Origin of the sequence: Nonomuraea sp. NPDC047529 (assembly GCF_040642995.1) — a bacterium.
Taxonomy (GTDB): domain Bacteria; phylum Actinomycetota; class Actinomycetes; order Streptosporangiales; family Streptosporangiaceae; genus Nonomuraea.
In genome coordinates this window covers 73,799-96,432 of sequence record NZ_JBEYTJ010000014.1, presented here as the reverse complement: position 1 = coordinate 96,432, position 22,634 = coordinate 73,799, and the positions used below count along the sequence as shown (strand labels likewise).

Annotated in this window: 20 protein-coding genes; 7 read left to right on the top strand and 13 right to left on the bottom strand. The window is 73.0% G+C overall.

Going from position 1 to position 22,634, the window contains the following annotated elements; translation table 11 throughout:
* The first annotated feature begins 4 nt into the window (after window positions 1-4).
* From ABZ815_RS23315 to ABZ815_RS23295, 5 genes are read left to right on the top strand one after another with little or no spacing between them, the layout of a single operon-like run.
* A complete protein-coding gene (locus ABZ815_RS23315) occupies window positions 5-703 on the top strand; it encodes a response regulator transcription factor (protein ID WP_357701139.1) in 699 nt (232 codons plus the stop codon).
* Window positions 700-2,079 carry a HAMP domain-containing sensor histidine kinase gene (locus ABZ815_RS23310; RefSeq protein WP_357701138.1) on the top strand — a complete coding sequence of 460 codons (1,380 nt, stop codon included), beginning with the start codon at window positions 700-702 and terminating at the stop codon, window positions 2,077-2,079. The genes ABZ815_RS23315 and ABZ815_RS23310 overlap by 4 nt, the downstream gene beginning before the upstream one ends.
* Before the next feature lie 24 nt (window positions 2,080-2,103).
* Entirely contained in the window at window positions 2,104-3,279 is a 1,176-nt protein-coding gene (locus tag ABZ815_RS23305; protein ID WP_357701136.1) for a bifunctional glycosyltransferase family 2/GtrA family protein, read from the top strand.
* Window positions 3,276-5,252, top strand: coding sequence for a glycosyltransferase family 39 protein (locus ABZ815_RS23300; protein WP_357701134.1), 1,977 nt, complete (start codon window positions 3,276-3,278; stop codon window positions 5,250-5,252). Before ABZ815_RS23305 ends, ABZ815_RS23300 begins: the two co-directional genes overlap by 4 nt.
* A 57-nt stretch (window positions 5,253-5,309) precedes the next feature.
* On the top strand, window positions 5,310-5,927 hold the full coding sequence (locus ABZ815_RS23295; protein ID WP_357701132.1) for a TetR family transcriptional regulator C-terminal domain-containing protein: 618 nt from the start codon (window positions 5,310-5,312) through the stop codon (window positions 5,925-5,927).
* Between the two features lie 39 nt (window positions 5,928-5,966).
* Here the strand turns inward: ABZ815_RS23295 and ABZ815_RS23290 are convergent, their stop codons facing one another.
* The 5 genes from ABZ815_RS23290 to ABZ815_RS23270 all read right to left on the bottom strand — a co-directional run bounded on the left by ABZ815_RS23290 (window position 5,967) and on the right by ABZ815_RS23270 (window position 9,444).
* Window positions 5,967-6,233, bottom strand: a complete 267-nt coding sequence (locus tag ABZ815_RS23290) for a hypothetical protein (protein WP_357701130.1) — start codon at window positions 6,231-6,233, stop codon at window positions 5,967-5,969.
* A gap of 69 nt (window positions 6,234-6,302) precedes the next feature.
* On the bottom strand, window positions 6,303-7,154 hold the full coding sequence (locus ABZ815_RS23285) for a helix-turn-helix transcriptional regulator (protein WP_357701128.1): 852 nt from the start codon (window positions 7,152-7,154) through the stop codon (window positions 6,303-6,305).
* 59 nt (window positions 7,155-7,213) lie between these two features.
* Window positions 7,214-7,474, bottom strand: a complete 261-nt coding sequence (locus ABZ815_RS23280; RefSeq protein WP_357701126.1) for a hypothetical protein — start codon at window positions 7,472-7,474, stop codon at window positions 7,214-7,216.
* Between the two features lie 86 nt (window positions 7,475-7,560).
* Complete coding sequence (locus ABZ815_RS23275) at window positions 7,561-8,574, bottom strand: phosphotransferase family protein (protein ID WP_357701124.1); 1,014 nt, start codon at window positions 8,572-8,574, stop codon at window positions 7,561-7,563.
* A 63-nt stretch (window positions 8,575-8,637) separates the two neighbouring features.
* Window positions 8,638-9,444, bottom strand: a complete 807-nt coding sequence (locus tag ABZ815_RS23270) for a GNAT family N-acetyltransferase (RefSeq protein ID WP_357701122.1) — start codon at window positions 9,442-9,444, stop codon at window positions 8,638-8,640.
* Window positions 9,445-9,492: 48 nt separating this feature from the next.
* Here ABZ815_RS23270 and ABZ815_RS23265 point away from each other — a divergent pair, with 48 nt between their 5' ends.
* A complete protein-coding gene (locus ABZ815_RS23265; RefSeq protein ID WP_357701120.1) occupies window positions 9,493-10,416 on the top strand; it encodes an ROK family protein in 924 nt (307 codons plus the stop codon).
* On the opposite strand, the gene ABZ815_RS23260 is transcribed toward ABZ815_RS23265, so the two are convergent.
* From ABZ815_RS23260 to ABZ815_RS23230, 7 genes are all read right to left on the bottom strand, one after another.
* Window positions 10,345-12,060, bottom strand: coding sequence for an acyclic terpene utilization AtuA family protein (locus tag ABZ815_RS23260; protein WP_357701118.1), 1,716 nt, complete (start codon window positions 12,058-12,060; stop codon window positions 10,345-10,347). The genes ABZ815_RS23265 and ABZ815_RS23260 overlap by 72 nt on opposite strands.
* Window positions 12,060-12,821: an enoyl-CoA hydratase-related protein gene (locus tag ABZ815_RS23255; RefSeq protein ID WP_357701116.1), complete on the bottom strand. Its 762-nt coding sequence runs from the start codon at window positions 12,819-12,821 to the stop codon at window positions 12,060-12,062. Before ABZ815_RS23255 ends, ABZ815_RS23260 begins: the two co-directional genes overlap by 1 nt.
* Window positions 12,818-14,707 carry a biotin carboxylase N-terminal domain-containing protein gene (locus ABZ815_RS23250; RefSeq protein ID WP_357701114.1) on the bottom strand — a complete coding sequence of 630 codons (1,890 nt, stop codon included), beginning with the start codon at window positions 14,705-14,707 and terminating at the stop codon, window positions 12,818-12,820. The genes ABZ815_RS23255 and ABZ815_RS23250 overlap by 4 nt, the downstream gene beginning before the upstream one ends.
* Window positions 14,704-16,236 (bottom strand): carboxyl transferase domain-containing protein, encoded by a 1,533-nt coding sequence (locus ABZ815_RS23245; protein WP_357701345.1) that lies wholly within the window; start codon window positions 16,234-16,236, stop codon window positions 14,704-14,706. Before ABZ815_RS23245 ends, ABZ815_RS23250 begins: the two co-directional genes overlap by 4 nt.
* Window positions 16,237-16,289: 53 nt before the next feature.
* A complete protein-coding gene (locus ABZ815_RS23240; RefSeq protein WP_357701112.1) occupies window positions 16,290-16,919 on the bottom strand; it encodes a TetR/AcrR family transcriptional regulator in 630 nt (209 codons plus the stop codon).
* Window positions 16,920-16,979: 60 nt separating this feature from the next.
* Window positions 16,980-19,250 (bottom strand): protein kinase, encoded by a 2,271-nt coding sequence (locus ABZ815_RS23235; protein WP_357701110.1) that lies wholly within the window; start codon window positions 19,248-19,250, stop codon window positions 16,980-16,982.
* A gap of 162 nt (window positions 19,251-19,412) precedes the next feature.
* Complete coding sequence (locus ABZ815_RS23230; RefSeq protein WP_357701108.1) at window positions 19,413-20,774, bottom strand: FAD-linked oxidase C-terminal domain-containing protein; 1,362 nt, start codon at window positions 20,772-20,774, stop codon at window positions 19,413-19,415.
* Between the two features lie 69 nt (window positions 20,775-20,843).
* Between ABZ815_RS23230 and ABZ815_RS23225 the strand changes: the two genes are divergently transcribed.
* Complete coding sequence (locus ABZ815_RS23225) at window positions 20,844-21,398, top strand: hypothetical protein (RefSeq protein ID WP_357701106.1); 555 nt, start codon at window positions 20,844-20,846, stop codon at window positions 21,396-21,398.
* Here ABZ815_RS23225 and ABZ815_RS23220 read toward each other — a convergent pair.
* Entirely contained in the window at window positions 21,395-22,600 is a 1,206-nt protein-coding gene (locus ABZ815_RS23220; protein WP_357701104.1) for an aminotransferase class I/II-fold pyridoxal phosphate-dependent enzyme, read from the bottom strand. The genes ABZ815_RS23225 and ABZ815_RS23220 overlap by 4 nt on opposite strands.
* Window positions 22,601-22,634 lie beyond the last annotated feature (34 nt).

Here is a 22,634-nt window from a genome sequence, read left to right as displayed (position 1 = left end):
AGACATGACTGAGCCCGCACGGTTGCTGGTGGTGGACGACGAGCCCGCGTTGCGCGAGGCGCTGCAGTCGAGCCTGGAGTTCGAGGGCTACCGGGTCGGCACCGCCAACGACGGCCAGGCGGCGCTGGAGGCGCTGGCGGGGGAGCCGTACGACGCGGTGCTGCTCGACGTGATGATGCCGCGGCTCGACGGGCTCACCGCCTGCCGGCGGCTGCGGGCGCAGGGCAACCACATCCCCGTCCTCATGCTCACCGCCCGCGACGCCGTCGGCGACCGGGTGTCCGGGCTCGACGCGGGGGCCGACGACTACCTGGTCAAGCCGTTCGAGCTGGACGAGCTGCTGGCCCGGGTGCGCGCGCTGCTGCGTCGCGGCGCGCTCAGCACCGGCGCCGCCGACGGCGGCACGCTGTCGTACGGCGACCTGCGCATGGACCCGGCCACCAGGGAGGTCACCCGCGGCGCCCGCGGGCTCGACCTGACCAGGACCGAATACCTGCTGATGGAGCTCTTCCTCGCCCACCCCCGCCAGGTCCTGACCCGCGACCAGATTCTCAACGAGGTGTGGGGCTTCGACTTCGAGCCGACCTCCAACTCCCTCGACGTGTACGTCATGTACCTGCGCCGCAAGACCGAGGCCGGGGGAGAGCCCCGGGTGATCCACACGGTCCGCGGGGTGGGGTACGTCCTACGGGCCACACCATGATCCGCAACAGCCTGCGCGCCCGGCTGACGCTGCTCATCACGTTCGCCGTGGCGCTGGCGGTCGCGATCAGCGCCGGCGCCTGCTTCCTGATCATCCGCCACCAGACCTACGAGCAGGCCGACCGCCAGCTCGGCTCCCAGCCGGGCAAGGACCCCGACAACGACCTGGTCTGGATCCGCGAGAGCTGCCGCGCCACCCCCGCGCCGAAGGACCACTACGGCCCGCCACACTCCACCCAGCTCATCTTCGCCAACGGCACCCCGCCCTGCTACGTGGGTCCCGCGCTGGTGGTGACGCCCGAGGACCTGGCGGTGGCCAAGGGCGAGTGGCCCGAGTCCAGGCACTTCCACAACGGCGTCACCACGGACGGCACCGAGATGCGCGTCCTCACCCAGCAGATCGCGCCGGGCGTCGCGGTGATGGACGCCGCCCCCCTGCGCGAGCTGCGCAACACGCTGAAGGCGGTGGCGCTGCTGCTGGGCGGCGTGGCACTGTTCGGCGTCCTGCTGGCGGCCTGGGTCGGGCTGCTCATCGCGCGCGCCGCGCTGCGTCCCGTCGTCCGGCTGACCAAGGCGGCCGAGCACATCGCGGAGACCGAGGATCTCAACACGCGCATCCCCGTCCAGGGCAACGACGAGATCGCCCGGCTCAGCTCCTCCTTCAACGCCATGACCGCCGCCCTGGCCGGCTCCCGCGAACGTCAGCAGCAGCTCGTCGCCGACGCCGGTCACGAGCTGCGCACCCCGCTCACCACCCTGCGCACCAACATCGACCTGCTGCTGCGCAGCGAGCAGACCGGCAGGCAGCTCGACCCGGGCGCCAAGGAACGCCTGCTGGTCAACGTCAAGGCCCAGTTCGCCGAGCTGTCCACGCTGGTCGGCGACCTGCTCCAGCTCGCGCGCGGCGACACCGACCACGAGCCGCACGTCGAGCTGGCCCTGCACGACGTCGTCACGGCCGCCGCCGAACGCGCCCGGCTGCGCGGCGCCGACGTGGCCACCGACCTGCACCCCTGGTACGTCGTCGGCAGCCCCGCCTCGCTCGAACGCGCCGTGCTCAACCTCATCGACAACGCCCGCAAGTTCAGCCCCGAGGGCCAGGTCGAGGTCTCGCTCAAGGACGGCCGCCTGACGGTCCGCGACCACGGCCCCGGCATCCCCGAGGAGGAGCTGCCGCACGTCTTCGAGCGCTTCTGGCGCTCGCCCTCGGCCCGCGGCCTGCCCGGCTCGGGGCTGGGCCTGGCGATCGTGGCGCAGGCGGTGTCCGAGATCGGGGGCAAGGTACGGCTGTCCAACGCGCCCGGCGGTGGCGCGATCGCGACGATCGAGCTTCCCGGAACTCTCATTCGTCACTCAGAATCGGATAAGTCCTCTTAAAGACCCGAATCGTGAGCTGGCTGCATGGAGACAACAGCAGTAAGGACGCGCCTGGTCGAGGTGGTCGTCCCGGTCCACAACGAGCAGCGGGCGTTGCGCGAGAGCATCGCCCGGCTGCACGACTACCTCGCCACGACGTTCCCGTACGGCTTCCGCATCACCATCGCCGACAACGCCAGCACCGACGACACCTGGCGGCTGGCCACCGAGCTGGCCCGTGAACTGCCGCAGGTCCAGGCCGTGCACCTGGAGGAGAAGGGCCGCGGCCGGGCCCTGCGCCAGGTCTGGTCCACCAGCGAGGCCGACGTCGTCAGCTACATGGACGTCGACCTGTCCACCGACCTGGACGCCTTCCTCCCGCTGGTGGCACCCCTGCTGTCGGGGCACAGCGACCTGGCCATCGGCACCCGCCTGGCCAGGGCCTCGCGGGTGGAGCGCGGGCCCAGGCGGGAGTTCATCTCGCGCTCGTACAACCTGCTGCTGCGCTCGGTGATGGGCGCCGGGTTCTCCGACGCGCAGTGCGGGTTCAAGGCCGCGCGCACGGAGATCGCGCAGGCGCTGCTGCCCGCCGTCGAGGACGAGCAGTGGTTCTTCGACACCGAGCTGCTGCTGCTGGCCGAACGGCACGGCCTGCGCATCCACGAGGTCCCCGTCGACTGGGTGGACGACCCCGACAGCCGCGTGGACCTCCTCCGGACCGCCCTGGACGACCTGCGCGGGCTGGCCAGGGTGGCTCGCAGGACCCTGTCGGGCGCGGCGGGCCTGCCGATGCCCGCCCGGGTGCGGCGGGCCGAACTGCCGAAGGGGATGGCCAGGCAGCTCCCCAGGTTCGCGATCGTGGGCGTGGTGAGCACGCTGGCCTACCTGGCGCTGTTCTCGATGTCGCGGCAGGTCGTCCCCGCGCAGTTCGCCAACGCGGTCGCGCTGCTCGTCACGGCCGTGGCCAACACGGCGGCCAACCGCCGCTTCACGTTCGGCGTCAGGGGCTCGGGCGGGGCGCTGCGCCACCAGTTCGAGGGCCTGATCGCGTTCCTGGTGGGGCTGGCGCTGACGTCCGGGAGCCTCGCGCTGCTGCCCGACGGGGTCGCGCACGAGGTGGAGCTGATGGCGGTCATCGCCGCCAACGCCGCGGCCACCCTCGTGCGGTTCCTGCTGCTGCGCGTGTGGGTGTTCAACCCCAGGCGCAGGAGCGCGCGATGACCGCCGTCGCCGCGCCCGCCCGCGTCCGCCTGCTCGCCGGGGCCGAGGGCGACCCCCGCTGGTCGCGGCCCGCGATGTGGACGGTGCTCGCCGCCGCCTTCGTCCTGTACGCCTGGGCGCTCAGCGGGGACGCCAACGAGTACTACGCCGCCGCCGTCCTGTCGGGCACGCAGAGCTGGAAGGCGTTCTTCTTCGGCGCGATCGACGCCGGGTCCTTCATCACGGTGGACAAGCCGCCGCTCGCGCTGTGGGTGATGGGGCTGTCGGCGCGGATCTTCGGCTACAGCACGTACAGCATGCTGTTGCCGCAGGTCCTCGCCGGCGTCGCGGCCGTCGGCACGGTCTGGTCGGCGGTCCGGCGGTCCTTCGGGCAGGGCTGTCAGGGGCACGTCGCGGCGCTGGTCGCGGCCGTGGTCATGACGCTCACCCCGATCACCGTGGCCATCAACCGGGACAACAACCCCGACACCGTGCTCGTGCTGCTGCTGGTGCTGGCGGCCTGGTTCTGCCTGGAGTCGCTGCGCACGGGACGGCCGCGGCCGCTGCTCCTCGCCGCGCTGTTCGTGGGGCTCGGGTTCAACGCCAAGATGTTGCAGGCGTACCTGGTCGTGCCGGCGTTCGGGGTGGCGTACCTGGCGTGCGCGCGGCACGGCCTGGCCCGGCGGGTGGGGCACCTGCTGGCGGCCGGGGTCGTGATGGCGGTGTCCAGCGCCTGGTGGATGGTGGTCGTCGACCTGTGGCCCGCCGGCTCGCGGCCCTACGTCGGGGGCTCGACCGACAACACCGTCCGGGACCTGGTGATCGGCTACAACGGGCTCGGCCGGATCTTCGGCCAGGACCGGGCCGGCGGCGGGTTCGGCGGCGCGAACTTCGGCGGGCAGGCCGGGGCCGGGCGGCTGTTCAACGACGTCATGGCCGGGCAGATCTCCTGGCTGCTGCCGTTCTGCGCGGTGGCCCTGGTCCTCGCCGTGCTGCTGCGGCTGCGCGGGATGCGCTTCGACGGGGCCGCGTGGCTGGTGTGGGGCGGCTGGCTGGTCGTGCACTACGCGGTGTTCAGCTTCTCCAGCGGTACCTTCCACCCCTACTACACGACCGCGATGGCGCCCGCCGTGGCCGCGCTGACCGGCATGGGGGTGACCGTGATGTGGCAGGCGTACCGCAGGTCGCGGGGGTGGGCGTGGGCGCTGCCGCTGGGCGTCGCGGTGACGGGCGGGTGGGCGTTCGCGGTGCTGCGCCGTACGCCGGAGTGGCTGCCGTGGCTGGCCTGGGTCGTGCTCGGGGCGACCTCGGCCGCCGTGGCGGTGCTCGTACCGGCCAGGTCTCGAATGGTGGCCAGGTCGCGGACGGCGGGCGGCTCTCGGGCGGCGGGCGGGGTGACCGCCGTGGCGCTGGCGGCCGTCCTGGTCGCGGGGCTCGCCGGTCCGGCGGCCTACGCCGTCTCGCCTCTGGGGTCGCCGGTGAACGGCACCAACCCCACGGCGGGCCCGTCCACGGGCCGCATGGGCGGCTTCGGCGGCCCCGGCGGCCCACCCTCGGGCGGAGAGTTCCCCGGCGGCCCGCCTCAGGGCGGTGAGGCGCCGGGCGGTGAGTCGGCTCAGGAGCGGCCGGGCGCTCGTGGCGGCGGCTTCATGGGCGGCGTGGCCGACTCCACGGTGAAGTACCTGGTCGCCAACCAGGGGAAGGCGACCTGGCTGGCGGCCGTGAGCAGCGCCCAGCAGGCGTCCTCGATGATCCTGTCCACCCGCCGCCCGGTGATCGCCATGGGCGGCTTCACCGGCTCCGACCCGGCCATGACGGTCCCCCGCCTCCGCGGCCTCGTCGCGGCGGGACGACTCAGGTACGTGCTGTCCGGCGGCGGCAGAGGCGGCCCCGGCGGCGGCGACACCGAGGTCACCGGCAGGGTCACCGCCTGGGTCACCGCCAACTGCGCGGCCGTGGACGGCCACACCGGCCTGTACGACTGCGCCGGCTGACGAACGAGCGAGAGCGGCCGCGGGGATCATTCCCGCGGCGCGCTATAGGCTGATCGGGTGGCGAGTACGACCCGAGCCGATCAGGCCGACCAGCGCAGAGCAGAGCTGCTCGAGGCCACCCGCAAGGTGGTGCTCGAACGCGGCCTGGCCCACACGCGCATCGCCGACATCGCCAAGTCCATCAATGTCAGCGGCGGCCTGATCCACTACCACTTCGCGACCAAGGACGAGCTGATCACCGCCATGTTGCGGGCCACGCTCGACATCGAGAGCGCCCGGCTCAAGGAGCTGGCCGACGGCCCCGGCACGGCGGTGGAGCGCCTCGACCGGGTGCTGCGCTACTACATCCCCGAGTCGCGCTCCGACCAGAGCTGGCTGCTCTGGATCGACGCCTGGAACACGGCGCTGCGCGAGCCCGCCGTCAACGCGATCATGCTGGAGCTGGAGACGGCCTGGCTCGACGCGCTGGCCCAGGTGCTGTCGGCGGGCACCGACGCGGGGGAGTTCGCCTGCGCCGACCCGGCGGGCGCGGCCGAGCGCATCGACGCCATGCTCGACGGCCTGATCATCCGCTACACCCTGCATCCCAACGTGCTCGACCGGGCGCGGCTGCTGGCTCACGCGCGCACGGCCGCCGCCAGGGAGGCGGGCATCGCGGAGGAGAGCTTCGGCTGACCCGGCGGGCAGGCTTGCGGGTCAGGCGGGTTTCCCGGGTCAGGCGGGCAGGGCGGCCAGCAGGAAGGCCAGGCGGGCCGCCGCCGACTCGACGTCCTCGGCGGTGCCGAGGCGGTAGCCCCACGAGGTGATGTACGCGCCCTCGTCGGAGCAGGTCACGGTCTCGGCCAGCGTCGCGGAGAAACGATTGCGCACCGACACGTACGCCGGGTCGCTGGCCAGCGCGACACTCTGCACCGAAAGATCGGCGTGACGGCCCGCGTGCCACGCGAACCGCTCAAGGCAGAGCGCGGTATCCAGCATCATGCGTCACCTCCGCAACGTCTCGCGACAGAATTGCACGATCTTGCTGCGGGTGGCAAGCAATTGCTGAGGTTAATGTGGAGTTTGTTGCAGGTATTCGCGAAGAATACGGATGATGACTTCTCGCCCCGGCTCCCCGAACTCGGCCACCTTGGCGTAGTCGTCGAAGGCCCGGACGTAGAAGGCGATGTCGTCGGGGTCGCGCAGCACCAGGTCCTTGGTCATCGTGGCGACGCCGACCATGGCCTCGTTGTAGATCCAGAACCCGTTGATCGGCGCGGACGGCAGCTCGGTGCCGAAGGGGATCACGCCGAACTCCACGTTGGGCAGCGTGCTGACGGCCAGCAGCCGGTCGAGCTGGCCGCGCATGACGTCGGCCGGGGCCAGCGCGCTGCGCAGGGCCGACTCCGGCACCACGAACCGGAACGTGCGCGTGCGGTCGTAGAGGATCTCCTGGCGCTGCATGCGCACGCGGACGGCCGCGTCGATCTGGTCGGCCGCGCTGTAGAGGCGCTTGACCTTGCGGAACACGTGCCGGGCGTACTCGGAGGTCTGGAGCAGGCCGACCACGATGCCGGGCTCGAAGACGCGGAACAGCTTGGTGCGCGCCTCCAGGTCGCGGATGTCCTCCTGGATGGCGGCCAGGCCGCTGCGGTGACGCTGCTTCCAGTCGTCGTGCCGCTCCAGCAGCGCGATGGCCTGCCTGATGAGCTCGTCGGCCGTGTCGGGCGAGGCCCCCACGGCCTGCGCCCACACGACGACGTCGTCCTCGGTCGCCGTCTGCCTGGCGTTCTCCAGGCGCGAGACCTTGGACGGCTGCCAGCGCAGCCGCTCGGCCAGGTCCTTGCCCGACAGGTGGGCGGCCTCGCGCAGCTGTCGAAGCTGGCCGCCGAGGTCGATCCGCGCCTGCTGATAGGACGTCACGCGGCAAGAGGCTAGCCTCGCGGGCACCGATCATGCCAGGCCCAGCCGCGCAATCGTGATCAAGCGGTTGCCGACGGTGTCCCGTCGCTGGTGGGCCGGACACCGGCTGACCCGTCGGGCAGGACCCGGCGGGCGATCTCGGTCAGGAGCTCGCGGGGCACCTCGACGGCGGCCTCGCCGTCGAGCACGTCGCGGAGGTCCGCGAGCGCCTCGGGGTCGGTGACGTGAAGCCCCTGGACGACGATGGTGCCGCGATCGGTCTCGTACAGGGTGGGGCAGGCGCCCGCCTCCGAGGTGGAGCCGAGGAACCGCATGCGCATGACGATCCTTTCCCCGAATGCCAGATGCAATTGCGCGCAATTGTACGCATCTGGGGTCTCGGCGTGATCCTTTTCCCGCATCGGGTTCAGCGCAACAAACCTTCCATGATGTCGTGGGCACGGGCGAACAGACCGAGGGTGGTGGCGTGCAGCACGTCGCCGATCTCGCGGGGCGCCTTGCCGGCGAACGCCCGCGCGTGCGTGCCCTCCAGCACGATGCCGAGCTTGAAACAGGCCATCACCGCGTACCAGTCGATCGCCGACAGGTCGCGCCGCGACAGCTCCGCGTAGTACGCGACCAGCTCCCGCTCGCCCGGCAGTCCAGGCACGTGCCCGTTGTTGACCGGCCAGGTGGCCAGCAGCCAGCCCAGGTCGAGCAGCGGGTCGCCGATCGTGCACATCTCCCAGTCGACGATCGCGGCCACCCGGGGCCCGTCGAGGGCGAACATCAGGTTGGCGAAGTGGTAGTCGCCGTGCATGATCCCCGGGACGAACGTGGCCGGACGGTGGCGGGTGAGCCAGCCGGCGGTCGCCTCCAGGCCCGGGATGTCGGGGCCGGGGTAGCCGTCGAGCTCGCCGTAGGAGTCGAGCTCCTTCAGCCAGCGCGGCACCTGGCGTTCGAGGAAGCCCTCGGGACGGCCGAAGCCGGGCAGCACGTCCGGGTCCACCCGTCCCAGCTCGGCCAGCGCGGCGGCGGCCTCCAGGCCCATCCGGTGCCGGATCGCCGGGTCGGAGGCGTGCGGCTCGGGCAGCCCGGTCGAAGGGTTGAACCCGGCCACGGGTTCCATCAGGTAGAACACCGGCTCCCGGGCGGTCTGCGCGGCCACCAGGCGCGGTGCGGGCACCGCCGTGCCGCTCAGCGCGGCCAGCAACCGCGCCTCGCGCCGCAGCACCTCGTTGCTCCTGCGCCGGGCGTGCAGGGGCGGCCTGCGCAGGACGTACGGCCGGCCGCCGCGTTCGAGGCGGACCATGACGTTCTGCGTGCCGCCCGGGATCGGGGCGACCTCCGTGATCGGCCCGCCCGGCAGCCCCTCGGCGTCCATCCACGCGCCGAGGTCGTCGAGGTCGATGGCACTGACGTCGATGTGGGTGGAGGTCATGGCCGCCCTTTGACAGAACGATATTCTGGAGAGCTTCAACCTATGAGAGCCTCCGAGGGCCGGTCAACCCAGGGCCAGCATGAACGGCAGGAACTGCCGCGAGCGGTCGCCGGGCAGGTCGCCGTGCCACACCATCTGGGAACTCGTGAACGCCTCGGTCAGGCCGTGCCCGTCCGCCCAGCGCGTCAGGTCCTCCCTGGCCAGGTCGAGGTCGATCCTGACCTTGCGGCCGGAGTCCAGGGCCAGGTCGCCGATCAGGTCGCGGGCGGTCCGCTCGTCCTGGGCCACGACCGGGCCGATGGTGGCGGTGCCGTCGTTGTCCCAGCGGTGGGCGTAGCCGCCGTCGGCGATCCTGACGCCCTCGCCGAAGCCGAACATCCGGCGCAGCACGGGCGACCGGTCGGTGCCGAACACCTCGGCGTCCAGGGCGAGGATGGTGTCCAGGTCGTCCGGGGTGGCCGGGCGGGTGCGGCCCGACGGCTCGCCGTGGAAGACGCCGGTCCTGGTCGCGGTCCGGTTCGTGACGCGGAAGCCGAACTCCTCGTAGAGCGGGCGGCCGTGCTCGGTGGCGTGCAGCGAGACGGTGCGGCCGCCCGCGCGCTCCAGCACGTGCCGCATCAGCGTGCGGCCCAGGCCCTGCCGGGCGAACCTGGAGGCGGTCAGGACCATGCTGATCACCGCGTGGTCGTCGCCGTAGAGGGTGAGGATGTTCGTGGCGGCCAGGCCGTCGCCGTCGGGGGCCTCGATGCCGTATGGCTCCCCGACCTCGAACAGCAGGCGCCACTTGTGCCGCTCGGCGCCCCAGCCGCGGTCCTCGGCGAGCCGGGTGCAGTCCTCCAGGTCATCAAATGTCAGGCGACGTAGCGTCATGTCAGACATCATCCCGCATTGGGAGAATATGGGTGGATGAAGTGTGTTGTGGCGATTGATGTGGGCGGGACCACCCTGAAAGGCGGATTGATCGCCCAGGACGGCACCATCCTCTACCGGGAACGCCGTCCCACTCCCCGCTCCGAAGGGCCCGAACGCGTCATCGCGGCGATCTCCGGCTTCGTCGCCGACCTGACCCCGCCGCGCACGGTCTCCGGCGTCCTCCTGCGCCCCCAGGCCGTGGGCCTGGCCGTGCCCGGTCTGGTCACGCCCGAGCGGGCCGTCTTCTCGGCCGCGTTCGGCTGGCGGGACGTCCCCGCCGCCGCCTTCACCGACGGGACGCTCCCGCTGGCCCTCGGCCACGACGTGCGCTCGGCCGGCGAGGCGGAGCTGGCCTACGGATCGGCCGCCGCCGACGCGCTGTACGTGCCCATCGGCACCGGCATCGCCGGAGCCGTGGTCCTGTCCGGCTCCCTGTACGGCGGCGCCGCCGGGTGGGCCGGGCAGATCGGGCACGTCCCCGTGCACCCCGGCGGGCTCCCGTGCCCGTGCGGGCAGCGCGGCTGCCTGGCGGCCTACGCCTCGGCCGCCTCCGTCGCCGCCCGCGCCGGCGAGACCTCCGCCGAGGACGTCGTCCGCCGGGCCGCGGCCGGGGGCGAACCGGCCGCCCGGGTGTGGGCGGAGGCCGTGGAGGCGCTCGCGCTGGGCCTGGCCACGTACACGCTGGTGCTGGACCCCGCGGTGATCGTCGTCGGCGGCGGCCTCTCCCTGGCCGGCGGCGGCCTCTCCCTGGCCGGGGACGCCCTGCTGACCCCGCTGCGGACCCGGCTGGCCGCCCGCCTCGCCTTCCGTCCCGCGCCCGAGGTACGGGTCTCGGCGCTCGGCGTGGACGCGGGCCTGCTAGGCGCCGGCCTGCTCGGCCTGCGCGCCCTGCGGGAGCAGGGCGGGGACGTCGACCACCTGGGCGCGTAGCTCCTCGCCCAGGGCCTTGGCCTGCGGGTCCATGCGCGGGCTGGCCGCCACGCCCCTGCCCAGCAGCCCGTGGACGACGAAGTTGAGCGCCCTGATGTTGGGCAGCTCGTGCCGGTCGACGTGGTGGGCGGCCAGCTCCGGGAGCAGGACCTTGAGCCGGTCGGCGGTGAGGGTGGCCGCCAGCCAGGCGTACTGCTCGCCGGTCGCGGCCCACACGCCGAGGTTGGCGTCGCCGCCCTTGTCGCCGGAGCGCGCGCCCGCGACCCGTCCCAGGGGCACGCGCACGGTGGGCCCGCCGGTCGGCGCCGGAACGGACGGCTCGACCGGCGGCTCGATCGGCTCGCCCGGGGAAACCGGAGGCGTCTCCCGGAGGAGCAGCTCCACGCCGTCCAGGAAGACGCGGGGCCGCACCTCGGACGCCGGCACCAGGGCCGGCCGGTACACCCCGTACGGGGAGGCGTCCCCCGGCGGGGTGAGGCCGTAGAAGCCCGGGTAGCTGGACAGGCCCGTCTCCACCACGGCCGAGGAGAAGACCCGGCCCGCGGTGCGCCGGTCGGCGTCCATGACGGTGATCCGCAGCAGGCCCGCGTCCGTCAGGGTCACGTCCACCTGGTCGAAGGTCTCGCGCGGCACCCGTGCCCAGATGGCCTCCTCGGCGACCCGCGCCTTGGCCTCGACGTCCAGGCCGGTCAGGACCAGCGTCATCGTGTTGCGGTAGCCGGCGGGGTAGTTGACGGCGACCTTGAGCGTGTCCGGCGGCGGCTCGCCCCGGACGCCGGAGATCAGCACCCGGTCGGGGCCGTCGTCCGAGAGCGTGATCGTGTCGAACCGGGCGACCACGTCGGGGCCCAGGTAGCGGGGGCCGCCCAGTTCGTAGACGAGCTGCGCGGTGACCGTGCCGACCGAGACCAGGCCGCCCGTGCCCGGATGCTTGGTGATCACGGACGAGCCGTCGGCGCGCAGCTCGGCGATGGGGAAGCCGCAGTGGGCCAGGTCGGGCACGTCCTGGAAGAAGGCGTAGTTGCCGCCCGTGGCCTGGCAGCCGCACTCGATGACATGCCCCGCCACGACCGAGCCGGCCAGCGGGTCGAGGTCGCCGGGGCCCCACCCGTACCGCCAGATGCCGGGGCCGGTGACCAGGGCGGCGTCGGTCACGCGGCCGGTCACCACGACGTCCGCGCCCGCCGACAACGCGGCGGCGATGGGACGGCCGCCGAGGTAGGCGTTGGCGGTCAGCGGCGCGGCCGGCGCGCGCTCGCCGGTGTCGGTGCCGGTGTCGATCAGGTCGAGCGGGCGGCCCATGAGGTCGTCGCCGGTGACGTGGGCGACCTTGGGCGACAGGCCCAGCCGGGCGGCCAGCTCGTGCACGGCCTCGGCGCACCCGGCCGGGTCGAGCCCGCCCGCGTTCGTCACGATCCTGATGCCGCGGTCGAGGCAGGCGCCGAGGACGTCCTCAAGCTGGCGCAGGAACGTGGGCGCGTAGCCGGGACGGCCCTTGAGCCGGTTGCCGGCCAGGATCAGCATGGTCAGCTCGGCCAGCCAGTCGCCGGTGAGCACGTCGATCGGGCCGCCCTCGACCATCTCCCTGGCCGCCGAGAGCCGGTCGCCGTAGAAACCGCTGCAATTGGCGACGCGCAACGCCATCACGGCACCCACTTGGGCGGCCGCTTGTCCATGAACGCCGCGATGCCCTCCTGCCCCTCGGCCGAGGTGAACCGCTCGGCCGACAGTTCGCTCATCCGCCGCAGCCCCTCCTCGAACGACACCGCCGGAACCTCCCGCACCAGCCGCTTGGTGATGGCCAGCGCCTCGGGGCCGCCCCTGACCAGCATCCCCGCGTAGTGGCGCACGGTGGGGTCGAGCTCGTCCTCGGGCACGGCCCTGGTCAGCAGGCCGATGCGGGCCGCCGTGGCGGCGTCGAACACCTCGCCGGTCAGGAAGTACTCGGCCGCCGCCCGCGGGTCGAGCCGGCGCAGCACGGGCACCGAGATCATCGCAGGCGCCACCCCGAGCCGCACCTCGGTGAACGCGAACGACGCCGTGTCCGGCGCGATCGCGAAGTCGCACGCGGCGACCAGGCCGAGGCCGCCCGCGCGGGCCGTGCCGTTCAGGCGGCAGATCACCGGCTTCGGGCTCTCCCAGAGCAGCGTCATGATCTCCGGGAAGGACGCCGTCACCGGCGCGTCGGAGTCGCCGCGCTGCTCCTTCAGGTCGGCGCCCGAGCAGAACACCCGGCCCGTGCCGGTCAGCACGATCACCCGGGCGTCCGGCTCGGCCAGCGCCCAGCGCAGCTGCTCGGCCAGCTCGGCCAGCAGCCGCCTGGACAGCGCGTTGCGATTGGCCGGCGAGTCGAGCGTGACGGTGGCCACGCCCTCCGCCAGCTCCCTGTGCACCAGGCTCGTCATGGGTTCTCCTCCTGGATGATCGCCAGCACGGCCCCGGCCTCGACCTGCTGTCCCTTCTCGACGCGTACGTCCGACACCACGCCGCCCGCCGGGGCCGCGATGCGATGCTCCATCTTCATCGCCTCCAGCACCAGGACCGGCTGGCCCTGGACCACCGTGTCGCCCTCGGCCACCTCGACCCGCAGCACGCTGCCCGGCATGGGCGCGAGCAGGGAGCCGGGGGCGACGTGCTCGACCGGCTCGGGCAGGCGCGGCACCGGCGTCAGCACCGCCGCGCCCGCCGCGGAGTCGACGTAGACGCGGTCGTCGCCGTCGTACCGGGCGACCTGGAACGTCCGCCGCAGGCCGTCGCTCTCCAGGACGACCTCCTCCGGCCGGGCCGAGAGCACGCTGACGCCCGGGGGCAGCGGGTCGTGGACGACGTCGGCCTCCTCGAAGCGGGCGCGGGCGGGCTGTGAGCGCACGTTGCGCCAGCCGGCCGGCAGCCCGGCCAGGACGCGGGCGTCGCGACGGTTGGCGGCGGCCATGGCGAGCGCGGCGGCCAGCGCCGGCAGCCCGCCGTCGCCGGAAGGCGGGGACGACGGCGCCGACAGTGGCGACAGCGGGCCGCCGGGGGAGAGGAAGGCGGTGTTCGTCTCGCCCGCGAGGAAGGCCGGGCTGGTCACGATCTCCAGCAGCAGGTCGCGGTTGGTGGTGACGCCGTGCAGCCGGGCCCGGCGCAGGGACGCGGCCAGCTTCCGCGCCGCCTCCGCCCGCGTCGCCCCGTAGCCGACGATCTTGGCCAGCATCGCGTCGTAGTGCGGCGACACCTCCGACCCGGACTCGACGCCCGAGTCCACCCGCACGTCACCCGGCACCTCGAACCGGTGCAGCACGCCCGTCTGGGGCACGTAGGCGGCGTCCTCGGCGTACAGCCGCGCCTCGATCGCGTGGCCGCGCGGGCCGGGCGGCTCCGGCGGCAGCGCCGCGCCCTCGGCCACCTCAAGTTGCAGCCGTACGAGGTCGACGCCGAAAACCAGCTCGGTGACCGGGTGCTCGACCTGGAGCCGGGTGTTCATCTCCAGGAACGCCACCCGGTCGTCCTTGACCAGGAACTCGACCGTGCCGGCCCCGACGTAGCCGATCCGGCGGGCCGCCCGTACGGCCGCCGCGCACAGCAGCTCGCGGGTACGCTCCGAGATCCCCGGCGACGGGCACTCCTCGACGACCTTCTGATGCCTGCGCTGGACGCTGCACTCGCGCTCGCCCAGCGCCCACACCGTGCCGTGGACGTCGGCCAGCACCTGCACCTCGACGTGCCGGGCGGCCTCCAGCAGCGGCTCGGCGAACACGGCGCCGTCGCCGAAGGCCGCCGCGGCCTCCCGCCGCGCCGACTCCACCTCGGCGGCCAGCCCGCCGGCGTCCCGGACGATCCGCATGCCGCGCCCGCCCCCGCCCGCGGACGCCTTCACCAGCAGCGGGAACTCGCCCGGCGCGGCCAGGTCGAGCGAGGGCAGCACCGGAACCCCTGCCTCCGCCATCAGCCGCTTGGCCGCGATCTTCGAGCCCATCGCCTCGATCGCCGCGGGCGGCGGACCCACCCACGTGAGCCCGGCCTCCAGCACGGCCCGCGCGAACGCGGCGTTCTCCGACAGGAAGCCGTAACCCGGGTGCACCGCGTCGGCGCCGGAGGCCCGGCACGCCTCGATGATCCGGTCCACCGCCAGGTACGTCTCGGCGGGGTGGGACCCCGGCAGGCGGACGGCGAGGTCGGCCTCCCGGGCGTGCGGCGCGCCGGCGTCGGCGTCGGAGAAGACGGCGACCGTGGAGACGCCGAGCGAGCAGCAGGTGCGGAAGACCCGGCGGGCGATCTCGCCCCGGTTCGCGACGAGCAGACGGGTGATCACGGCCGGAACACCCCGAACCCCGCGGCCGGCGGCACCGGCGCGCTGTTGATCGCCGACAGGCACATGCCCAGCACCGTACGGGTGTCGCGCGGGTCGATCACCCCGTCGTCGTAGAGCCGCCCCGACAGGAAGAACGGCAACGACTCCGCCTCGATCTGGGACTCCACCATGGCCCGCATCGCCGCGTCGGCCTCCTCGTCGTAGACCTGCCCCCTGGCCTGCGCCGCGGCCCGCCCGACGATCGACAGAACCCCGGCGAGCTGGGCCGGGCCCATCACCGCCGACTTGGCGCTCGGCCAGCTGAACAGGAACCGGGGGTCGTAGGCGCGCCCGCACATGCCGTAGTTGCCGGCGCCGTAGGAGGCGCCCATGACGACGGTCAGGTGGGGCACGGTCGAGTTCGACACGGCGTTGATCATCATGGCGCCGTGCTTGATGATGCCGCCCTGCTCGTAGTCCTTGCCCACCATGTAGCCGGTGGTGTTCTGCAGGAACAGCAACGGCGTGCGCGACTGGTTGGCGAGCTGGATGAACTGGGTGGCCTTCTGCGACTCCTCGCTGAACAGCACCCCGCGCGCGTTGGCCAGCACCCCGACCGGGTAGCCGTGGACCCGCGCCCAGCCGGTGACCAGCGACGGGCCGTACAGGGGCTTGAACTCGTCGAACTCGCTGCCGTCCACCACCCGGGCGAGCACCTCGCGCGGGTCGAAGGGGATCTTCAGGTCCTCCGGGACGATCCCCAGCAGCTCCTCGGCCGGATAGGCGGGCTCGCGGGCGGGCAGCGGCGTCACGCCCTGCTTGCGCCAGTTGAGCGAGCGCACGACGGCGCGGCCGATGCGCAGCGCGTCGTGCTCGTCCTCGGCCAGGTGGTCGGCCAGGCCGCTGGTCCTGGCGTGCATCTCGGCGCCGCCCAGCGACTCGTCGTCGGACTCCTCGCCGGTGGCCATCTTGACCAGCGGCGGGCCGCCGAGGAACACCTTGGCGCGGTCGCGGACCATCACCACGTAGTCGCTCAGGCCGGGCACGTACGCGCCGCCGGCCGTGGAGTTGCCGAAGACCAGCGCGATCGTCGGGACGCCCGCCGCTGACAGCCGCGTCAGGTCGCGGAAGACGCGGCCGCCCGGGATGAAGATCTCCTTCTGCGTCGGCAGGTCCGCGCCGCCGCTCTCGACCAGGTTCACGTACGGCAGCCGGTTGGTGAGCGCGATGTCGGCCGCGCGCAGCGTCTTGCGCAGCGTCCACGGGTTGGACGCGCCGCCCCTGACCGTGGGGTCGTTCGCGGTGATCAGGCACTCGACGCCCTCGATCACCCCGATGCCGGTCACGATGCCCGCGCCGACCTGGAACTCGCTGCCCCACGCGGCCAGCGGCGACAGCTCCAGGAACGGCGAGTCGGGGTCCACCAGCAGCTCGATGCGCTCCCTGGCGAGCAGCTTGCCGCGCCGGCGGTGACGTTCGACGTACTTCTCGCCGCCGCCTCCCACCGCCTTGGCGTGCTCGGCGTCCAGCTCGGCCAGCTTGGCGAGCATGGCCTCGCGCCGGGCCCGCTGTTCGGCGCCGCGCGGGTCGAGCCGGCTCCTGATCACGAAGCCTCCTGTGACGAAGTCGACGTGGGCGTCAACCCGATGGCCCGCGCCCACAGCCGGGTCAGGTGGTCGACGGCGTCCTGCTCGCCGGCCTGCTCACCGAGGTCCAGCCACACGTGGGCGAAGTGCTCGACCATGCCGCCCAGCATGACGGCCGTCAGCCGCGGGTCGAGCGAGGGGTCGGCCAGGCCCTGTTCCTGAAGGCGGCGCAGCCCGTCGGCGCCGCGCCGGACGAACGCCTCGCGCAGCTCCAGCAGCAGCCGCCCGAACCGGGGGTCGGCGTCGGCGGCGTGCTCCACCATGCGGACCAGGCGCGAGTTCGCCGCCCAGGCCCGCAGGTAGAGGCGGTTGGCGGCCTCGACGCGGGCGTAGGGGTCGTCGGGGGCGGCCGCGCCGACCGCGCTCGCCGCGAACATCTCGCCGACCACCGCCTGCGCCACCTCCCCGAACAACGCCTCCTTGGAGTCGAAGTACGTGTAGAAGGTGCCGTGGGAGACACCCGCCCGCGCGCACACGTCGTCGATCCGCACGGCGTCGTACCCGTGCTCCTCGAACGCCTCGCGCCCGGCCGCGAGCAACGTGGCCCGCGTGCGCTTGCCACGCAGGGTCAGGGACCTGACGATCACGTCAGTCACGGTAGCGACCGGGGCGCGCGGAAGGAAGGGGTCCCGCCGCGCGTGGCCGCGTCAGGTGCAGTGGCTCCAGCCGGACTTCCAGCTCAGCGAGTTCCAGGAACCGCCCCAGATCACGCACTTCTTCACGGCCGCCAGCCGCACCGGCCCCGCGTACGCGGTGAACTTGCCCGGGTTGCTGCCGCTCGCGCCGCCCTGGACCTGGAGGGTGGCGTTCATGGAGACCTTGCCGGGATAGACCAGCTTCGACATCGTGACCACGCAGTTCTTGCCCGCGCTGGTGTTGTAGAGCAGGTAGATCGTGGCCGAACCGCCCAGCGCGTGCGAGTCGATCACCTTGAAGCCCGAGCCGCAGACGGTCACCACGTTGAAAGTGTTCGGCTTGAGCGTGGCGGTCGGCTTGGCCGTGGGCTTGGCGGTGGGCTTCGTGGTGGGTTTGGTGGTGGGTTTGGTGGTGGGCTTGGTCGTCGCCGGCTTCTTCGTCGGGGCCGTGGCCGAGAGGCCGGAGGTCGGGTCGGCCGTCGGCTCGTCCTCGCCGTCGACGAGGCCGGTGGGCTTCTTCGTCTTGGTGGGGGTCGGCTTGGCCGTGGGGGCCTTGGTGGTGGTGGGGTGGGTCGTGGGCACGTTCGTCACCGGGTTCGGGACCGCGATGACGGGTTCCTTGGTGTGCTTGGCCTTCTTGGGCGGATCGGCCTGGCCGACGTCCAGCGTGGGGACGGGCTCGCCGGTGTCCGCCGTCAGGATCGGGTCGGGGGTCACCTCGGCGACCGGCGGCTCGCCGGGCTGCCCGGCGCCCTGGCCGTCACCCTTGGGGTTCTGGGAGGCGTTGCCGGTGGCGGTGATCGCGACGTCGCCGCTGTTGGCCTGCACGACGACGGCCCCGGCCACCACGAGCAGCGCGGCGGCGGCCGCGCCGGAGAGGGCGAGCGTCAACGTCCGCCGCTGCTTGTCCGGCGCTCCACCGGACGGCTCGCCCTGCGGACCACCGGCGGTTCCGATCCGGGTCGCCCCCGGGTTCCCGCCGGGATGACCCGCCTGGGGTCCGCCGGGATGACCCGCTTGAGGGCCGCCGGCGGGTCCCGCCTGAGGGCCACCGGGCATGCCGCCGTGCGGGTGCCCGTGCGGGGCCGCACCCGGCCGGCCGCCTTGCGCGGCCGGTCCGCCCATGGCGCCGCCCTGCGCGCCGTGCTGAGGTGCGCCGGTTTGGGGTGCGCCGTGCTGAGGTGCGCCGGGAACGCCGCCCTGAGGGCCGTTCGGCGCGCCGCCCTGGGGCGCGCCCGCCTGAGGGCCGCCCGGTGCGTGCTGGCCGCCGGGCATGGCGCCCGCCGGTCCCTGCGGGGCGCCGGGGGCGGGGCGGTTGTGCGGCCCGGCCTGCTGCGGGACGGGATTGGTCCCGGACATCTGGGTCCACGGCCCCGGATAGGCGTCCTGCCCGGCCCCGGACGGACCGGCCTGCTGCGGGACGGCGGGAGTGACGGTGGCGCCGGTGACCGGTTCGACGGCGGCCTTGGGCGCGGGCTGCCCCGTGAGGCGGACGATCAGCTCGTCGGCGCTCGGCCGCTGCGCCGGGTCCTTGGACAGGCACAGCCCCACCAGCGCGGCGAGCTCGCCCTCCATCCCGCCGAGCTGCGGCTCCTCGTTCAGGATGCGGTTCATCACCACGGGGATGGAGTCGGCCCCGAACGCGGGCTTGCCGGTGGCCGCGTACACCATCGTGACGCCCCACGCGAAGACGTCGGCGGCCTCCGACACGGCGGCCCCGCTGAGCTGCTCGGGCGCCAGGTACGACGGCGTCCCCATCGCCATCCCGGTGGCCGTCGCCCCCGGCGAGTCCAGCGCGCGGGCGATGCCGAAGTCGATCACGACCGGCCCCTCGGGGCCCATGAGCACGTTCGCGGGCTTGAAGTCGCGGTGCAGGATCCCGGCCCGGTGGATGGCCGCCAGCGCGGTGGCCGTGCTGATCGCCAGCCGTTCCAGCGCCGCGCCCCGCCGCGGGCCCTCGTTGATGACGAGCTCGCGCAGGGAGGGCCCCGGCACGTACTCGCTCACGATGTACGGCCGGCTCCCGTCCAGGTCGGCGTGGAGGACGGGCGCGGTGCAGAACCGGGCGACCCGCTGGGCCACCGCCACCTCGCGCAGGAACCTGGTCCGCGCGTCGGCGTCGGCCACGAGGGCGTGGTGCAGCAGCTTGACGGCGACCTGTTCACCTGAGTCACTCTTGCCCAGATAAACGACGCCTTGACCACCCTCGCCGAGCCGGGCGACGATGTCGTACGCCCCCAGCCGCCGCGGGTCGTCCCCTGCCAACGGCTGGAACTGATTCACGTCGGACCCCCATCACAACCAACAGATGGGGCAAAACGCTACCAGCGTGACAAGTGGGGCGTCTGCCGGACGTGTAAGTAACTTCCACTTTCTGACGAAAGATGTCAGTGTCTCGTCGCAGGTCGTGTCCGTGTCGGAGGCCAAGGTCACGGCTTGGCAAATTCAGATGGCCTTGCCCGGGTTCATGATCCCCAGAGGGTCGAAGACCGCCTTGATGCCCTGCTGCACCTCGGTCGCCACCGGCCCCGACTCCAGTCCCAGCCAGCGCCGCTTCAGCACGCCCACGCCGTGCTCGCCGGTCAGCGTGCCGCCGAGCGACAGCGCGTGCCGGAACACCTCGTCGGCCGCGGCCCACACCTCGGCGGGCGGCTCGGCCGTGCCGTGCTCGAAGATGAAGACCGGGTGCAGGTTGCCGTCCCCGGCGTGGGCGACCGTGCAGATGCGCACGCCGTGCCGGACCGCCGCCGCCTCGATCGCCGTGATCATCTCGGGCAGCGCCGAGCGCGGCACGCACACGTCCTCGACCAGGCACGCCCCCAGCCGCTCCTTGGCCTGGTAGGCCATCCTGCGCAGCCCGACCAGCTCCTCGGTCTCCTGCGGGCTGGAGGAGACGGCGACGAACGAGGCGCCGTTGTCCAGGCAGAGCCGTTCCATGCGGGCGGCCATGTCCTGGCTGTCGGTCGCGTCGGACTGGCCGATCAGCATGGCCTGCGTGGCGGGTTCGAGCCCGATGTTGCGCCAGTCGTCGATGGCCTCCAGCGTGGCCCGGTCCAGCAGCTCCATCAGCGAGGGCTGGCAGCCCGCGGCCATGATCGCCGACACGGCCGCGCCCGCCTCGCGCAGCGAGCCGAACTCGGCGGCGAACGTCGCGGGCGGCGCGGCGGGGGCCCTCCTCAGCCGCACGGTGGCCGCGGTGATCACACCCAGCGTGCCCTCCGAGCCGACGAACAGCCCGGTCAGGTCGTAGCCGGTGACGCCCTTCATCGTGCGCCGGCCGGTGTTCAGGACGCGCCCGTCGGCCAGCACGACCTCAAGGCCGAGCGTGGCGTCCCTGGTGACGCCGTACTTCACGCAGCGCAGGCCGCCGGCGTTGGTGGCCAGGTTCCCGCCGATCGTGGAGATCTCGTACGACGAGGGGTCCGGCGCGTACATGAGCCCGTGCTCGCGGGCGGCGCGGTCGAGGTCGGCGGTGATGACGCCCGGCTCCACCACGGCGATCTCGTCGGCGGGGGAGAGTTCCCTGATGGCCGTCATCCTGGCCAGCGACAGGACGATCGTCCCGTCGCCCGCCGTGGCCGCGCCCGCCAGGCCCGTCCCGGCGCCGCGCGGAACGACCGGCACCCGGTGCTCGGTGGCCCACCGCAGGGTCGTCACCACGTCCTCGCGGGAGGCGGCGAGCACCACGCCGAGCGGCTTGCCGGGCTCGACGAACGTGCGGTCGCGGGCGTAGGAGTCGATCACGTCCGGGTCGGTCAGCACACGAGCTTCGGACAGCGAGTTCACCAGGGCATCAATCGGTCTCACACCTGCACCTTACGGTTTGCGCGGAACGTGCCTTAAGGCCAGACTGCCCGGGTGGAAGTCAGGTGCCCGGTGTGTACGCAGGCTGACCAGCTCGTCTCGGTTCCGGGGGCGGTCGCCGCGGGGACGACATACCGGATCGGCAGGGTCCGGCTGCCCGGGCAGCGGCAGATCGCCGACCTGCCGACGGCGCCGTCGATGGGCGCGTCGAAGCACGTCATGAGCCGTACGCAGCTCGCGGTGTGGATGTCGTTCCCCAGCCGCCACTACACGCCCTGGGCCAGGAACCAGGGGTGGATCATGCTCGGCGCGGCGGCCCTGGTGCATCTCGTCGTGTCGCTAGTGATCGCGATGGGCAAGGACTCGCGGTGGACCGAGGTGCTGCTGGCGCCGTTCTGCCTCACCGGGCTGTTCTGGGGGCTCGGGCTGCTGTTCGTGCTCGGCGCGCGCGGCGCCCGCAGGCGCGACCACGCCGAGGCCCCGGCCCGGGACAAGGCACTGGCCGTGTGGGAACGGCTGTACTACTGCGCCCGCGACAACGTCGCGTTCGAGCCGGGGGTCGGCGTCTCGTTCCATCCGGGCGAGACGCGCGAGTACATCTTCGGCTTCAGGGGCCGGGCGATCTAGCCGCGCTCCTCCGCCACCAGGCGGACGCAGACGGCCAGGCCCTCGATGGCCTGCTCCAGCTCGTCCAGCTCGGGGAAGGTGGGGGCGATGCGGATCGTGCTGTCGGCCGGGTCCTGGCCGTAGGGGTGCGTGGCGCCGGCCGGGGTGAGCGCGATGCCGGCGGCCTTGGCCCTGGCCACGACCTCGGCGGCGTGCGGCACCTCCAGGCTGATGAAGTAACCGCCCCGCGGGCTGGTCCAGCTCGCCAGGTCGCCGAGCCGCTCGGTCAGCACCTTGTCGACCAGCTCGAACTTCGGCCCGATCAGCGCGGCGTGCCGCCGCATGTGCGCGGCCACGCCCGCGGCGTCGCGCAGGAACTCGACGTGCCGGAGCTGGTTGAGCTTGTCGGGGCCGATGGACTGCTTGGCGGTGTTGGCGAGGAACCACTCCACGTTCGCCGGCGAGGAGCCGAAGAACGACACGCCCGAGCCCGCGTACGTGACCTTCGAGGTGGAGGCGTAGACGAACACGCGGTCGGCGTTGCCGTGCTCGGCCGCCAGCGCGAGCAGGTCGGCCAGCTCGTCAGGGGTGTCGGTGAGGTGGTGGACGGCGTAGGCGTTGTCCCACATGATCCGGAAGTCGGGGGCGGCCGTCGGCATGGCGGCCAGCCTGCGCACGGTCTCGTCGCCGTAGGTGATCCCGGAGGGGTTGCTGTACTTCGGCACGCACCAGATGCCCTTGACCGTCGGGTCGGCGGCGACCAGGCGCTCGACGACGTCCATGTCGGGGCCGTCGCCGTCCATGGGGACGGCCGTCATCTTGATGCCGAGCCGCTCGCAGATGGTGAAGTGCCGGTCGTAGCCGGGCACCGGGCACAGGAACGTGATCTCCGGCTCCTCGACCCAGCGGCGCTCGGCCCCCGGCACCTTCGACAGCAGCGCGTGCACGATCGTGTCGTGCATCAGCGTCAGGCTGGAGTTGCCGCCCACGACGAGCTGCCCGGCGGGCACCTGGACCAGCGGCGCGAAGATCTCGCGCAGCTCGGGCAGGCCCTGCAGGTTGCCGTAGTTGCGGCCGTCGGTGCCGTCGGCGGCCTTGACGGAGGAGGGCAGCCCGAGCAGGCCGTCGGAGAGATCGAGCTGGCGCGGTGACGGCTTGCCCCTGGTGAGGTCGAGCGAGAGCCCCCGCTGGACGAGGGCGGCGTAGTCACTCTGTGCGGTCACGAGATCTCTCCTCCGGGTCGGTTCGGTCCAAAGG

Coding starts and splice junctions, on each gene's coding strand:
- ABZ815_RS23310 (WP_357701138.1), top strand. CDS start 700: ATGATCCGCAACAGCCTGCGCGCCCGGCTGACGCTGCTCATCACGTTC.
- ABZ815_RS23255 (WP_357701116.1), bottom strand. CDS start 12,821: ATGACGAGCCTGGTGCACAGGGAGCTGGCGGAGGGCGTGGCCACCGTC.
- ABZ815_RS23315 (WP_357701139.1), top strand. CDS start 5: ATGACTGAGCCCGCACGGTTGCTGGTGGTGGACGACGAGCCCGCGTTG.
- ABZ815_RS23245 (WP_357701345.1), bottom strand. CDS start 16,236: ATGCTCGCCAAGCTGGCCGAGCTGGACGCCGAGCACGCCAAGGCGGTG.
- ABZ815_RS23260 (WP_357701118.1), bottom strand. CDS start 12,060: ATGGCGTTGCGCGTCGCCAATTGCAGCGGTTTCTACGGCGACCGGCTC.
- ABZ815_RS23305 (WP_357701136.1), top strand. CDS start 2,104: ATGGAGACAACAGCAGTAAGGACGCGCCTGGTCGAGGTGGTCGTCCCG.
- ABZ815_RS23280 (WP_357701126.1), bottom strand. CDS start 7,474: ATGCGCATGCGGTTCCTCGGCTCCACCTCGGAGGCGGGCGCCTGCCCC.
- ABZ815_RS23275 (WP_357701124.1), bottom strand. CDS start 8,574: ATGACCTCCACCCACATCGACGTCAGTGCCATCGACCTCGACGACCTC.
- ABZ815_RS23300 (WP_357701134.1), top strand. CDS start 3,276: ATGACCGCCGTCGCCGCGCCCGCCCGCGTCCGCCTGCTCGCCGGGGCC.
- ABZ815_RS23270 (WP_357701122.1), bottom strand. CDS start 9,444: ATGACGCTACGTCGCCTGACATTTGATGACCTGGAGGACTGCACCCGG.
- ABZ815_RS23290 (WP_357701130.1), bottom strand. CDS start 6,233: ATGATGCTGGATACCGCGCTCTGCCTTGAGCGGTTCGCGTGGCACGCG.